General features: G+C 47.4%; 11 protein-coding genes. 5 read left to right on the forward strand and 6 right to left on the reverse strand.

Annotated elements, in window-relative coordinates:
• Positions 1-62 precede the first annotated feature (62 nt).
• Complete coding sequence (gene ribD / locus U2P89_RS02600; protein ID WP_322190538.1) at positions 63-1,133, reverse strand: bifunctional diaminohydroxyphosphoribosylaminopyrimidine deaminase/5-amino-6-(5-phosphoribosylamino)uracil reductase RibD; 1,071 nt, start codon at positions 1,131-1,133, stop codon at positions 63-65.
• Positions 1,134-1,158: 25 nt separating this feature from the next.
• On the opposite strand from ribD, the gene prmC reads away from it, so the two are divergent.
• The 5 genes from prmC to U2P89_RS02625 all read left to right on the forward strand — a co-directional run bounded on the left by prmC (position 1,159) and on the right by U2P89_RS02625 (position 4,326).
• On the forward strand, positions 1,159-1,986 hold the full coding sequence (gene prmC, locus U2P89_RS02605) for a peptide chain release factor N(5)-glutamine methyltransferase (RefSeq protein ID WP_322190539.1): 828 nt from the start codon (positions 1,159-1,161) through the stop codon (positions 1,984-1,986).
• The gene (locus U2P89_RS02610) at positions 1,979-2,479 is read left to right on the forward strand and encodes a regulatory protein RecX (protein ID WP_322190540.1); all 501 of its coding nucleotides are present in this window, start codon (positions 1,979-1,981) and stop codon (positions 2,477-2,479) included. The genes prmC and U2P89_RS02610 overlap by 8 nt, the downstream gene beginning before the upstream one ends.
• Complete coding sequence (locus U2P89_RS02615; RefSeq protein WP_091908289.1) at positions 2,466-3,161, forward strand: ComF family protein; 696 nt, start codon at positions 2,466-2,468, stop codon at positions 3,159-3,161. The genes U2P89_RS02610 and U2P89_RS02615 overlap by 14 nt, the downstream gene beginning before the upstream one ends.
• A 95-nt stretch (positions 3,162-3,256) precedes the next feature.
• Entirely contained in the window at positions 3,257-3,910 is a 654-nt protein-coding gene (pyrE, locus tag U2P89_RS02620; protein ID WP_076931836.1) for an orotate phosphoribosyltransferase, read from the forward strand.
• Positions 3,907-4,326 (forward strand): SRPBCC family protein, encoded by a 420-nt coding sequence (locus U2P89_RS02625; RefSeq protein WP_076931837.1) that lies wholly within the window; start codon positions 3,907-3,909, stop codon positions 4,324-4,326. The genes pyrE and U2P89_RS02625 overlap by 4 nt, the downstream gene beginning before the upstream one ends.
• Before the next feature lie 50 nt (positions 4,327-4,376).
• Here U2P89_RS02625 and U2P89_RS02630 read toward each other — a convergent pair whose 3' ends face one another.
• From U2P89_RS02630 to U2P89_RS02650, 5 genes are all read right to left on the reverse strand, one after another.
• Entirely contained in the window at positions 4,377-6,815 is a 2,439-nt protein-coding gene (locus tag U2P89_RS02630) for a glycoside hydrolase family 95 protein (RefSeq protein ID WP_322190541.1), read from the reverse strand.
• A gap of 29 nt (positions 6,816-6,844) precedes the next feature.
• Positions 6,845-8,227, reverse strand: coding sequence for an alpha-L-fucosidase (locus tag U2P89_RS02635; protein WP_322190542.1), 1,383 nt, complete (start codon positions 8,225-8,227; stop codon positions 6,845-6,847).
• An 82-nt stretch (positions 8,228-8,309) separates the two neighbouring features.
• A complete protein-coding gene (locus U2P89_RS02640) occupies positions 8,310-10,661 on the reverse strand; it encodes a glycoside hydrolase family 3 N-terminal domain-containing protein (protein WP_322190543.1) in 2,352 nt (783 codons plus the stop codon).
• Positions 10,662-10,665: 4 nt separating this feature from the next.
• Positions 10,666-12,894, reverse strand: a complete 2,229-nt coding sequence (locus U2P89_RS02645; RefSeq protein ID WP_322190544.1) for an alpha-L-fucosidase — start codon at positions 12,892-12,894, stop codon at positions 10,666-10,668.
• A 100-nt stretch (positions 12,895-12,994) separates the two neighbouring features.
• On the reverse strand, positions 12,995-14,383 hold the full coding sequence (locus U2P89_RS02650) for an alpha-L-fucosidase (protein ID WP_322190545.1): 1,389 nt from the start codon (positions 14,381-14,383) through the stop codon (positions 12,995-12,997).
• Positions 14,384-14,420: the final 37 nt, after the last annotated feature.

Here is a 14,420-nt window from a genome sequence, read left to right on the forward strand (position 1 = left end):
CAGTTATTTAGGATATGCAAAAGTAGAAAGATTTTTCTCTTTAACCATATTAAAATGAATATTTAATGAAAATTTCGAGTTATTTTACTCTTTAAATGAAATTGAACCGAACCCGGATACTTTCTGAAGGAGGCTGCATCTCCCTGTATGGCCGGTGCTTCCACACCCGATTGGAGCTCCTTTTCGGCTATCTCTACATAGGCCTCGTCCCACATCTCTTTTTCAATGAAAGAGGCTAACAATTGAGCTCCCCCCTCTATCAACAGAGAGTATATTTTTTCATCGTATAACCGGTCTGATATCTGCTTACAGATATTTCCCGTGAAGTCTATTTCGATATACTTTACATATTCCTTTTTTGCTGTAGCGGAAGGGAGGGATGCCGTGAAAACGATAGTAGGCACCGTTCCGTCAAAAAGTGACGCATCAGCAGGAATTTTATTTTCCCTGTCGATAACCACTCTTACAGGGTCATCACCAAACCATTTTCTTGCTGTCAACTGCGGATTGTCCAGGAGAGCAGTATTTGTTCCTACCATGATTCCTTGTACCTGTGTACGGAATTTATGCACAATAGTGTGTGTCATAGTATTGGATATAATAACCGGACTCTTACCATCACCCGGCTTACGAATATAATCCATGAAACCATCGCTGCTCTGTGCCCATTTTAAAATTATGTAAGGCCTGTTATGGAGTTGATTGACAAAGAAAATCCGGTTCAGTTCACGAGCCTCTTTCTCCAGTATTCCCAGCGTTACTTCAATGCCACTCTCCCGCATCATTGCAATGCCTTTTCCGGAAACTTTCGGGTTGGGGTCACCGGTAGCCACTACCACACGTGGAATTTCCCTGTTAATGATCAACTCTGCACAGGGAGGGGTTTTACCATGATGTGCACAGGGTTCGAGAGAGACATAAAGAGTTGATTCCCGGAGTAACGTACTGTCTTCTACGGAAGCAATGGCATTTACCTCCGCATGTGCCTCCCCATATTGCCGATGAAATCCCTCCCCGATAATTTTGCCGTTATGTACCACTACAGCACCTACCAAAGGGTTCGGCTTTGTGAAGCCTTCACCCTTGCGGGCAAGTTGAAGGCATCTCTCCATAAACAGCGGATTTAATTCCATTTTTTTGTTATCTTTACACATCGTTATGCAACACTCAGTTCAACATATCCTACAGGAGTTGGAGGGTCTCTACACAAGACAGGAGATATCCGTTCTCACGCGACTTATCCTCGAAGAGGTATGCGATAACAAAATTAATCATTTATCCGGTTCGGGGCTCAGGAAAGCGGAAGATATTGCCTTTAGGCTGAAAAGCGGGGAGCCGATACAGTACATATTGGGAAAGACAGAATTTTACGGGATGCCTTTCATGGTTACGCCGGATGTGCTTATCCCCCGCCCTGAAACCGAGGAACTCGTGGAATGGATCCTTGCAGGAAACCGGCAGCCGGGTTTCTCAGTACTGGATATCGGAACCGGCAGCGGTTGTATCGCGGTGACGCTGGCGAAGAAAATACATGGCGCCAACGTGTATGCGTGGGATATATCGGAAAGGGCATTGAAGGTCGCATCAGAAAATGCATTCCTGAACTGTGTCAACGTGCGGTTTTCGTTGCGGGATATCTTTCAGCCGGTTGATAATAGCCCCATCTTTGACGTGATAGTAAGTAATCCCCCCTATGTGACCGAATCGGAAAAGACGACTATGGAGGCAAATGTTCTCGGTTTTGAACCGCACGGAGCACTTTTTGTTCCTGACGACCATGCTTTGATTTTTTATGAGCGGATTGCAGATATAGCACTTACTTCACTATATAACGGAGGTGAATTGTATTTCGAGATCAACAGGGATAAAGGTACGGAAGTATGCGATATGCTTCGAAGCAAAGGTTTTACCCATATAGAATTGAGAAAAGATATTTCGGGGAATGATAGGATGGTACGTGCCATAAAACCGGATGATCATGGATAAAAAAGGAAGAATCATCACCGAGGAGACGGCTTATGCAAGGATGGCGCGGACCTGCTCCCAAAAGGAGTGCGCTCCCTTTGATATCACCCGGAAACTGAAGAGGATGGAACTACCAGAACCAGTAATAGATAAAATCATCAATCGGCTAAAAAAAGAGAAGTTTCTTGATGAAAAACGGTTTATCCGTAGTTATATCCATGATAAACTCCATTTTAACAAATGGGGTAAGAGGAAAATCGCACTTTTTTTAAAGTATAAACAACTGCCTCAGGAGTTAATCGAAGAGGCATTCACAGAACTTTCCGATATTTCTTTCAGCCTGTCATTACAGCCAATACTGGAGAAAAAATGGAAGAGTGTGACAGGAAAATCGGACTACGAAAAACGGGGAAAATTAATCCGGTATGCGTTGGGCAGGGGGTTTTCCATGGAGGAAGTGATGGCCTGTATGAAGCAAATGGAGATTGGGGATACCTTCAATGAAACGGAATAAGTTATTACATGAACTGATACACCTTTTTTACCCGAACGTGTGTGTTGTTTGTGGCAACGAATTACTGCCGGGAGAAAAAGGAGCCTGCCTGCAATGCCTCTATAAGTTACCGAAAACCCATAACTTCACGGAACCGGATAACGATGCAGAAAAGCTGATGGCCGGACGGATACCTTTCGAGCGGATTGCCTCTTATTGTGTCTATACCAAGGAAGGAACCCTCCCACCCTTGATCCATCATCTGAAATACCGCCATAAGCAAGAGATCGGCCTGCTATTGGGAAGGATGTTCGGTAAAGACCTGATAGGGAGTGAATTTCTCAACTCAGTCGACTTGATAGTACCAGTGCCGCTCCATCCCAAAAGGGAAAAGAGAAGGGGATACAATCAGGCCGGGATAATCGCCAAAGGCCTTTCCGAAGCCACCGGCCTACCCGTTTCTACAAATAACCTGATTCGTATAGTATACAATCCCACCCAGACAAAACGGACAAAAACACAGCGTTGGGAAAATGTAAAAGATATTTTCAAAGTGGCCGATCCGCTCCTGTTCGAACGGAAACACCTGTTGCTGGTAGATGACGTGATTACTACGGGATCTACACTGGAAGCCTGTGGAGCGGCTTTGCAGGCGTGTAAGGATGTGAAAATCAGTATTGCTACTCTCGGGGAGGTTTTTTAACCCTATTTTTTTCAGAAATTGCACCTGAATAATTTTGAAAAAGCGTACTTTTGTGATTAATCTGCAAAAAAGGTGACAAAAAATAAATTAATCGTATGAACACGCTACAGAAATTAACAGCCGAAAAGCTTCTTAGAATTAAAGCCATTAAACTACAGCCATCTAACCCGTTTACATGGGCTTCAGGTTGGAAATCACCCATATATTGTGACAACCGGAAACTGATGTCTTATCCGGCTATACGTAATTTTGTGAAAGTGGAATTTGCCCGCCTTGTCCTTGAGAAATATCCGCAGGCCGACGCTGTTGCAGGAGTTGCCACGGGCGCTATTGCCCCCGGTGCATTGGTAGCCGACCTGCTCGGATTACCTTTTGTGTATGTCCGCTCTGCACCGAAAGACCACGGACTTGAAAATATGATCGAGGGTGACCTGCGTCCGAAACAGAAGGTGATCGTGATCGAAGACCTGGTTTCTACCGGAGGTAGCAGCCTGAAAGCAGTGGAAGCCATCCGTAATAACGGTTCGGATGTACTTGGCATGCTGGCGGTGTTTACCTACGGATTTCCATATGCCGAGAAACGGATGCATGATGCACGGGTGGAACTGACCACGCTTTGCAATTACGATGCGATACTGGATGAGGCACTGGCAACCGATTATATCGACGAGTCGGAGTTGCAGACATTACAGGACTGGCGCAAAGATCCTGAAAACTGGGGACAACCCGTAAAAAAAAGTAAGAAATGACCGAATTTACCAGTGAGGTAAGAACCATTCCGCACAATGATGCCGATGTGTTCCGTGTGCTTTCCGATTTCCGGAAACTCGAGTTGGTAAAAGATAAAATCCCCGAAGATAAACTCAAAGATTTCTTGTTTGACCAAGACAGTGTCTCCTTCCGGGTGGATCCGGTAGGGAAGGTGACTTTCCATGTGTTGGAGCGTGAACCCAACAAACTGGTGAAGTTCAAGTCGGACAGGCTGCCTTTTGATCTTTTCCTGTGGATACAACTGGTTTCCAAAGCAGAAAAAGATACCCGCTTGCGAATGACGGTAAAGGCTGACCTGAACCCTTTTATAAGGGGGATGGTCGAGAAACCGATGAAGGAAGCGGTGGATAAAATATCCGATATATTGGCACAGTTGCCTTATGATCAGATATGATCCTTAAAAATTCCGCCCCTATCCTCCCGGATAGGGATGGAAGAGGTACTTTAAGCGGGATATATTACATCCAGATCCAGTTTTTCCCCGATTTTCATTCCGATCGGTACAAATCCGTTTTCCACAGAAAGTTCTTTGCCGTTCTTCTTTATTGCTATAGCATGGTCGGGGACTTTCAACCGGAAGGTATTATTTGTTTTTGCTTCCAGAGTCAGTTTGGTGATCTTCCCATCCTTCCATGTTGCGCCTACTTCCGCACCCCCTCTCACGCAAAGCCCTTTGAAGCTCCCGTTTGTCCATCTTGCCGGTAGGGCCGGTAAAAGATGGATATATCCGTCCTGGCTTTGGATCAGCATTTCAGCAATTCCTGCCGTACCCCCAAAGTTACCGTCTATCTGGAATGGTGGGTGAGCGCAGAAGAGGTTTGGATAGGTGCCGCCTCCACTACTCATTTTTACCTCGTTGCCGGATGTCGGTTCCAGAAGGCTTTTTAAAAGTTTGTACGCCCGGTTTCCATCGTGCAGGCGCGCCCAGAAATTCACCTTCCATGCCCGTGACCATCCTGTTCCGGCATCACCGCGGCGGTTAAGTGTCTTTCGGGCTGCTTCGGCCAGGTCAGGCGTAGTGACAGGCGATATCTGGTTGGAGGGATGTAACCCATAGAGGTGGGAGACATGCCGGTGTTGCGGATCTACTTCCTCATAATCCTCGAGCCATTCCTGCAAATGTCCGTCGGGGCTGATCTGCATAGGGGGTAGTTGAGGAATTGTTTCCCTTATCTTTGCCGTAGTTTCATCTTCCATACCGAGTATTTCTGCCGCGGAAAGGATATTGGTGAAAAGCTCCTTTATGATCTGTACATCCATTGTCGGCCCCATACAGACATACACGGCATCTTTGCTTCCCGGTAGATAAAATGCATTTTCGGGTGAGGAGGAAGGGGCGGTTACCAGCCACCCATGCTTGGGTTCCCGGATCATGCTGCTCAGAAAAAAATCGGCTGCACCGGTCAGCACGGGATAGATGGATTCCAGATATGTTCTGTCCTGTGTGAATGCGTAATGCTCCCAAAGGTGTTGACATAGCCAGGCACCACCCGTATTGGTGGCACCCCATGAAGCATGTTCGCCGGGTGCCGTGAATTGCCAGGGGTTGGTCATCATATGGGCAACCCATCCTTCAGCACCATAAAAGGTTTGCGCTGTCTTTTCTCCTGAAGGAACGAGTGATGTAGTCAAATCTATTAATGGCTTGTTTAGTTCCGACAGGTTGCATACTTCTACCGGCCAGTAGTTCATCTGCAAGTTAATATTCAGATGATAATCACCGTTCCAGGGTGTTTGTACCTGATTCGCCCATAATCCCTGCAGGTTGAGTGGCAGGTTGGACTCGCGGGCTCCGCAAATCATCAGGTAACGCCCATATTGAAAATAAAGGGCGGCAAAAGCCGGATCGTCGTCCGATTGGAACCGGATAAGGCGTTCATCTGTCGGTGTTATATTATCCTGTTTGCCGAGGTTCAGCGCCACACGGTCGAATTTCTCTTTATAAGAGTCAATATGGGCATATTTTAACTGGTCGTAATATTTGCTTTTGGCTTGTACCGACAACTGTTCTACGGTAGAGATGTGGTTCTTATCGAGCATATCTGTTGCGGTGGAGATGAGAATGACTGCCTCATCCGCATCGGACAGGGATAATGTGTTACCGGATGATACCAGATTACCACCGCTGTTCACGATTTCCAATTGAGTGAGATAACGTATGCCATTCTCTCCGTTGTATCCGTCATTCAGTTGGCCTTCCATGTAAAGCCTGTTCTCCTTTACAAAGACTGTAGCCCTTTCAGGCCTGCTCAGGTTCACCTCGAAGGATACCGATTTTTTCTGATCGGCTGTCAGTCGGATAACCAGCACATCATGGGCGTGAGAAGCGAAATATTCACGGCTATAGGTGATGCCGTTCCTGTTGAACTGAGTGGTGGCCACCGCATTGTTTAGAGAGAGTGTTCGCTCGTAAAAGCTTACGCTGTCCGTCTGCGGATATCTGTAGTTGATATGCAGATCGCCAAGCATTTGAAAAGAACCATAAGGCGCATCTTTCCCGTTGCCGAAGGCAGATCCCTGTCCTCCGCAGCGGAAGTGACGGTACATTAGTTCCTGTGCTTCCAGATTTCTGCCGGAGAGCAATAATTCCCGTATTTCCGGTAAATAATTGATCGCATCCGGATTGAATGCTTCATTATCTTTACTTCCCGACCACATAGTGATGTCGTTCAACACTATATGCTCAATGTCGATACCACCGTCGGGCATCATGCCGATACGTCCGTTACCCAACGGAAGAGTTTCTTCCCACACGGCTGCGGGGGCATTATAGCGCATGACCAGTTTCTGCGATATTGTATCGCGTGTAGCGCATTGAATCAATAACACCGACAGTACTATCAGGAGTAAAAATGGAGTCTTTTTGAGTGCAATGATGTTCATACTCGTTTTATGAATGGTTTTTTGCCGGATTATTTCAAAATCAATTCGATTACCGGGACATCCGTGCTTGGGCGTTCTACCGGAAGGGTCAGGATGATGTCGTTCTCTTTTGAGGTTTCGACTGTATGGCTACCGGACTGTGTACGCGAATGGAATTTAATTTCCGACGCATCATGTAACAGTTGTGCGTATTCGATCTTATCTTTAAATCCCGGTAAGTGAAGTGATTTGAAAGGCCATTCGAGCACATGAATATACAACCTGTGTGTTTCCGGATTATATGTCATAAGGCAGTTCTGGGGAGTTTGGTATTCGTCCGGCGCCTGTGTACATCCGTAGATTGAACGGTCATGAAATCTCATCCATTCGCCGATACCGTCCAGACGTTCATTGGCGCGTTCATCAAATACTCCCCGTGCCGTCGGCCCCACATTGAGTAGCAGGTTGCCTCCCTTACTCACGGTTTCTATCAGCATCACAACCAACTGATGTGTACTTTTCCATGTATATTCGTCGCGATGGTATCCCCATGAACCGGAGAAGGTCTGGCAGGTTTCCCACGGCACGCGTTCACCCCGGACGGTAGGCCATTCCTGCGGCATAAACTGTTCAGGAGTGATAAAATCCCAACCCCAATCGGTATGGTCCAGGTCCATCCGGTTGTTGACGAGGATATTGGGCTGAAGTTTACGTACAAGCGCCAACAGTTCTTCCGATTTCCAGTCCTCATGTCCTTTGCCGTTCTCCCCGGGATAAGAAAAATCGAGGAACAGTTCGTCTATCCGGCCGAATTGTGTCAATAATTCCGTCAGCTGGTCTTTCATATATTGGCGATATATGTCCATATTCCGGTTTTCATTCGCTTTTTTCCGTTCTTCGGCATCCGTCGGCCCGTTGGGATGGATCCTGTCATAAGTAAAATGGGGATGATGCCAGTCGATCAGCGAGTAATAAAACCCTATCTTTATACCTTCTGCACGGAAAGCATCCACGAAAGGTTTTATCAGGTCTTTGCCATAGGGGGTATTGGTCACCTTGAAATCAGTATATTTGGTGTCCCAGAGGCAAAACCCGTCGTGATGCTTGGTTGTCAGTACAACATACTTCATTCCGGCCTTTTTGGCTTTGGCTGCCCATTCCCGGGGATTGTAGAGGTCGGGATTAAAATGGTCGAAATATTTCTGATACGCTTCGTCCGGGATCCGCTCTCTTTGCTTCACCCATTCATGCCGTGCCGGCAGGGCATATATGCCCCAATGGATAAACATGCCGAACCGGTCGTTGGTCCACCATTCCATCCTTTGGGCTTTCTGTTCTTTGGTTTCACTCCATGTCTGCCGTTGTGAAAACAGCAAATTACTGCTAACCATAGTGAAAAAGACAACAGCCAGAATCATTTTTTTTGTGTTCATAGCGATTAATCGTTATAAGTCGTTTATTATAATAAAAATGCAATGTTGGTATTCATCCGGCAGATTTATGCACTGATAATATCTATTCTTCAATCCGGAAACTTCCTTTTAACCTGATATCGTTGGAGGCAGCGCCGATCATCACGGTGAATTCTCCCGGTTCGGTGATCCGCTGCATATCCTGGTTATACAGTGCGAGGTCGTCATATGCCAGTGTAAACTCCACGTTTTTCAATTCGCCTTTCGGGATATGGATCCGTCGAAAATCTTTTAGTTGGATGGGAGGAGTGACCACTGAACTTACGTTGTCACGTACATAGAGTTGTACTACCTCATCTCCATCAATACCGCCTGTATTGGTCACGGTGCAGGATACCCGCACATGATCCTGTTCTACTTTTACGGAAAGATTATCGTAACGGAAATCGGTATAGCTTAGTCCATATCCGAAGGCATACAGTGGTGAACTGCCCCCATCGACATAATCAGCCTGCCTGCCTAATGAGTAATATACCGGTAATTGGCCTACTGAACGTGGGACGGAAACCGGTAACCTGCCTGCGGGATTATAATCTCCAAAAAGGATATCAGCAATAGCATGGCCTCCTTCCTGTCCCGGATACCATGCTGTCAGCAGCGCATCGGCTTTTACCGAAGCATTGTTCATATTGAGCGGCCGTCCCTGTATATAGACTACGATCAATGGTTTTCCGGTATCGGCGAGAGTATCAAGCAGCTTTTCCTGGTCACCCAGCAGGTTGAGTGAACTGCGGTCGTATCCTTCACCCGACTCCATATCCGGAAGAATTTCATCCCGGTTGTTGCCAACCGTTGCCGCTCCGGTTTCAATGTATTCCGTCTTGAAATCCCTTGCGCTGGACCCTCCCACAACCAACAGGATCACGTCCGACCGGCGGGCTATCTGTACCGCTTCTTCTATATCGCTTTGGGTAGTATCCCGGATGGCGCATCCTTTCGCGTAGCGGACGACAGTCCGGGGACTGACGGCTTGCCTGACCCCGTCGAGCACGGTCACAATATTGCTTCGCTCCTGCGGGGCAGTATAATCACCCAGCTGGTTATAGATATTATCGGCGTTCGGGCCGATCACCGCGATGGAACCGATCTCTTTCGGGAGGGGTAATAGACCATCGCTGTTTTTGAGTAACACGGTGCCCTGGCGGGCTACCTCCCGCGCGATCTGCTTATGCGTTTCACTCCTTACGAGACGGGATGCCTGAGCAGGGTCGACATACGGATCCTCGAACAGTCCCATTTCAAATTTCAGCCGGAGAATATTGGCTACGGCATCGTCTATATCCTGCATCGTAACAAGTCCTTCTTCCAATGCTCTTGCAAGGTTTCTACCATAGGCATTTCCCCCGAGATCGGCGTCCACCCCTGCTTGTAATGCCATGGCGGCTGCATGTTTGATATCGGGTGCAACGCGGTGTGTACCTGCGATACCTTCAATACTGCCGAGGTCGGAGAAAACAAATCCATCAAAACTCCATTGATCGCGCAAGACATCTTTTAGCAGAAACCGGTGTGCAGTAGCGGGGATACCGTCAATAGCATTATAGGAAGTCATAAGGGTCTTCACTCCCGCGGCAGTCACCTTTTTGAAGGGTAACAAATGGTCGGAGAATAATTCCCGCATTCCGATATGCGCCTGTTGTCCGTTGTGTCCGCCCAAAGGAACACCATAAGCGGCGAAGTGTTTGGGTGTGGAATAGATATGTCGGCCGTCACGAATATCATTTCCCTGCAGCCCCTGAACAAAGGAAATACCCAGTTTTGCCGTCAGTACCGGATCTTCGCCGAAAGTTTCTTCCACTCTCGACCATCTGGGTTCCCTTGCCAGATCGAGGATCGGACCATATCCTATATGGGCGCCCTGCAGCCGTGTTTCAAGAGCGATTGCTTCCGCCATTTGCCGTATCAGCCCGGGGTTCCATGTGCTACCTTGCCCGAGTCCGGTAGGAAAAACGGTTGTGCCGATAGCCATGTGCCCATGCATGCACTCTTCGGCGAAGAAAAGGGGAATGCCCAGCCGGGTATGTTCTACGGTATATTTTTGTAATTCGTTCAGCGCATTGGCCGCCAACCTGGGATTAAGTCCTGTCTGTAACGTTTTCCGGGTCCACGGGTCGGCACGGAGTGTGGCCCAGAAGCCCCCCAGAGGCATGGCTTGCATCCGTTCCCTGAACAGGTCGGAAGGCGTAACGGAATATTCACCTGTTTTGGTGTACATCTCCCATCCTGTGGGAAAACACAGCTGACCGATCTTCTCCTCTGTCGTCATAAGGCTTAGCAGATCCTTTACCCTCTCTTCGACCGGCGCGGAAGAGTCTTTATAGCGTTGTTGTGCCATGGATAACTGAGTAACGACACAAAAACAGAGAACAACTATGAAAGTGACTTGTTTCTTCATTTACTTATAAAAAATCCAGTTCAGCAATTGCTACAGATTTCCCGTCTCCTGCGATACCTGTGGCTTGTACCCGTATATAACGGGTAGTTACCGGGTTGGCGAATTGATAGGTACGCGGGGTGGGGTCATTGATCAGGTTGCCGAACTCAAAGGTTTCCACCGTTTTCCAGTTTTTCCCGTCAGCACTGACCTGAACATTTCCTTTGGTCATCATCCCATCACCATGAAAAGTTTGTGGTGTGTATACCATCGCCTTCAGTTCATATTCCTTACCAAGATCAATAGCGATGAAGTGGGGCATTGCACCTTCCTGTGATTGCCAGTAAGTACGGCGATTTGCATCGAAAGCGTGCAGGGCGGCAGTGCGGTCACTTCGTTGACTATTGACGCCGAGCAATACCCAGTCTTTTTTCACAATTCCGAATGCTTCACTGTATACCGGCCCTTGTACGTCATTGTTGAACGAGACTGCTTTCAGTATATTGTTCTCTACTTTTACAGGATTCTCATATCGTTGGGAATTTTGGGTCGGTTCCGATCCATCGAGTGTATAAAAAATCTCATATCCGGTATTCAGATTGCCGGCGGCATTCTCGCCATGGGGATTCCAGTTAAACTCGGTCTGCAGCGGAGCAATAGAGACCATTCCCTCTTTGTCGCGTGTAAATGCCAGTTGGGGCGGGCGGGTACGGTAATAGTGTGCCGATATATGACTGATAGCCGGATCCAGCCGAGACGCCAATACTCGCAGACGGAGTTTATTGGTCGTGACTTCGGGAAAACGGAGAATACGCTTATAACCGATGTTGGTCGCCGTGGCAATCTCTTTCCACTGATTGTCTATCCATGCGTCCACCGCATGTTGTTCCACACGTTCACTGTGGGTGGCGATGGCTTCCTGTAACATCAGCCGGTTGATCGTGGCGGGTGCGGGAAGTGTAACGACGATCTCGCGTTTGTTTTTAGACAATAACAGGTAGGTGTCCGGATCGCCGTCCAGTGCCTGTTTCGGCCCTTTAGCATCTTGTAAGAGGTTTACTTCGTAAGTTTCCCGGATGCGTTTTCCCACTTCTTCGAGCACCTCTACATCCCGGGGAGAGAATGTCCCTTCACGGTTGGGCGGAATATTCAGTAGGAATGTGGAATTTCCCCCGACGGAACGTTCGTAAATGTCGAATACATCGTCGGCGCTACGCACTTTTTGATGCGTATCGTCGCGGTAAAACCAACCTTCGCGAATGGAAGTATTGGTCTCCGCCTGTTGATAATGAAGATATTTGGCTTCATAGAGCTTTTCCCGTGAACCGAGGTCGGCATCGGTCATATCGACGAAATGAGTAGTAGTATGGGGATCTTCGGGATAGGTGATCACGTTCCATTCGGTGGATCGTGTTGCGCCTGATTCGTTACCGCACCAGCGGATATCTTCCCTTCCAAAAATAACCGCCTTGGGAGCCAATGTGCGGATCAGTTCCTTCCATGCCAGATAGTTATATGTCTGACCACCTTTGGTTTTAGGGTGAGCGCCGTCGAACCATACTTCATGGATTTCACCGTATTCGGTCAATATTTCGAAAAGCTGGTTCAGGAAATACTCATTGTAGTCATCCACCTCGAATTCGAATGTGGTTTTGTTTTCGAACGGGCGGTCCGGTACCTCACGTGGGATGGTGCGTCTGGTGTATTCGCTCAGGTTACCGTATAGTCCATCGGGATGTTCAATCTGATACAGATCTGCCGGGGAGAGATAAACCCCGAGTTTCAATCCATATTTTTTGCATGATTCCGAAAGGTCTTTGAGTATATCGCCTTTCCCGTCGAGGAATCCCGATGACATAATGCCATGGTCGGTATAGCGGCTTTGCCACAGTACGAATCCGTCATGATGCTTGACGGTGAGAATGACCATTTTCATACCGGCTGCTTTCATGGTCTGGCACCACTGGTCGGTGTCGAGCGTTTTCAGGTCAAAAATAGCCGGATCTTCCATGCCATCACCCCATTCCTTGCGGGTAAAAGTGTTGGGGCCGAAGTGGATAAAAGCGATAAATTCGTTTCGCAATGCATCCAATTGATTCTCTGTCGGAACTACATGGGCTGCTTTTTCGATAATGACCTCTTTACTGTCGCCCTCTTCTATTTTGATGGTGTTTTGAGGGGTAATGGAATGTTGTGATCCCGTTTGGCACGACAAAAAAAGAATGCCGACTAGGAATAGAATTATTTTTTGCATTATTGGAATGATTTATCTGCTCGTTTCATATGATTAATACTTTTATTCTCAAAGGTATCATATGGAACTCGCTTTAATAGTTTTCTTGTGTGAAAAAGGTTTATCTGCTCGTTTCAAATGAAAATACCAACGGCAAGTTAGCCTGATTTTTTATAACCGGCAAAACGATGCGGGTTTTATTTCCCTCTACCTGCCATTTTACCTGCTTTTTCGTGTGGAGGAGGGTGACCTTACTCCCTTTTTTGGGCGTGTTGCCTTCCCATTCGATCACCGAAGGTATTTCCTTGTCGTTTTCCGGGACATAATGGGCGTAGATCGTTTTGTTGTCCTTATCGGCTGTGAACCATACATTTTCACTGTGATAATGAGGGGTGATGCGGGTATTATAAATGCCTTTCCCGTTTATTTCCAGCCAGCTGCCAATCTCTTTCAATATGGCTTCCACTTCAGGCTGAATAATTCCTTCAGGCGTAGGCCCTACACCCAGCAGAAGGTTTCCTCCTTTTGCCGTCACTTCGATCAATAATGAGATCACTTCGGCCGGCGTTTTGAAGGTGGCGTCCGGGATCCATCCCCAATCGCTGCTTAGAGGGATGCAACTTTCCCAGGGATAGGGGAGTTGTTCCGCAGGAACGGAGCGTTCCGGTGTCTGGTAGTTTTCATATTTTCCGCGGATGGTACGGTCTACAATCAGTAAATCGGGTTGGTTGCGGCGTGCCATCTCCGCAATCTTATCCATGTCGATATCCTGTCTGGGAGGAGCTACCCATCCGCCGTCGAGCCAGAGGATATCAATGTCGCCGTAGTTAGTCATCAACTCCTGCATCTGGTTGAACGTGAATTGTTTGAAATTCTCCCATCGCTCCGGATGCCGTTCAATTTTGTAATTTACATTCCGGGTGGGAGTAGCGAAATAATCCCACCAGTAATACTGGCTGTGCCAGTCGGGTTTGGAAAAATAGGCTCCCACCATGAAATCTTTCTGCCGGAAGGCATCGAGCACGAACTTCGCCACGTCGGCTTTCGGATGGTCTTTAAAAGGTCCCTTTGCAATAGAGAAATCAGATTCTTTTGTATCGAACATGTTGAAACCATCGTGATGTTTGGTAGTAAAGATGGCATATTTCATACCTGCCTGCTCCATCACGTTGCTCCATTGGTCCGGATCGAAATCAACCGGATTGAATTGGTCTTTCAATCCCCAGTACCATTTCTTGTATTCTTCGTAGGAAACGGTGCTGTCACGCGGTATCCAATCGACGTCTTCCGAACAGATCGACCACGATTCCACAATCCCCGGGACGGAGTACAATCCCCAGTGGAAAAGCACTCCGAATTTGAGATCCTGCCAGTTTTCCAGTTTTTTGAGTACGTTCTCTTCTTCCGGCCAGACATATCCTTTCGATTGTTCGTGTACGAAACCCTGCTGGGAATAGATCATTGCGGAGAATAGTATTCCGCATAAGATCAAGATTTGTTTTTTATACATTCTTTTTTTAAAGTGGAAATAAGAAGTTGTTGCTAAC

The organism is Proteiniphilum sp. (genome assembly GCF_034331125.1).
In the GTDB taxonomy this organism is placed as follows: domain Bacteria; phylum Bacteroidota; class Bacteroidia; order Bacteroidales; family Dysgonomonadaceae; genus Proteiniphilum; species Proteiniphilum saccharofermentans.

Coding starts and splice junctions, on each gene's coding strand:
- U2P89_RS02630 (WP_322190541.1), bottom strand. CDS start 6,815: ATGAACATCATTGCACTCAAAAAGACTCCATTTTTACTCCTGATAGTA.
- U2P89_RS02640 (WP_322190543.1), bottom strand. CDS start 10,661: ATGAAGAAACAAGTCACTTTCATAGTTGTTCTCTGTTTTTGTGTCGTT.
- U2P89_RS02615 (WP_091908289.1), top strand. CDS start 2,466: ATGAAACGGAATAAGTTATTACATGAACTGATACACCTTTTTTACCCG.
- U2P89_RS02625 (WP_076931837.1), top strand. CDS start 3,907: ATGACCGAATTTACCAGTGAGGTAAGAACCATTCCGCACAATGATGCC.
- U2P89_RS02650 (WP_322190545.1), bottom strand. CDS start 14,383: ATGTATAAAAAACAAATCTTGATCTTATGCGGAATACTATTCTCCGCA.
- prmC (WP_322190539.1), top strand. CDS start 1,159: ATGCAACACTCAGTTCAACATATCCTACAGGAGTTGGAGGGTCTCTAC.
- U2P89_RS02635 (WP_322190542.1), bottom strand. CDS start 8,227: ATGAACACAAAAAAAATGATTCTGGCTGTTGTCTTTTTCACTATGGTT.
- ribD (WP_322190538.1), bottom strand. CDS start 1,133: ATGGAATTAAATCCGCTGTTTATGGAGAGATGCCTTCAACTTGCCCGC.
- pyrE (WP_076931836.1), top strand. CDS start 3,257: ATGAACACGCTACAGAAATTAACAGCCGAAAAGCTTCTTAGAATTAAA.
- U2P89_RS02645 (WP_322190544.1), bottom strand. CDS start 12,894: ATGCAAAAAATAATTCTATTCCTAGTCGGCATTCTTTTTTTGTCGTGC.
- U2P89_RS02610 (WP_322190540.1), top strand. CDS start 1,979: ATGGATAAAAAAGGAAGAATCATCACCGAGGAGACGGCTTATGCAAGG.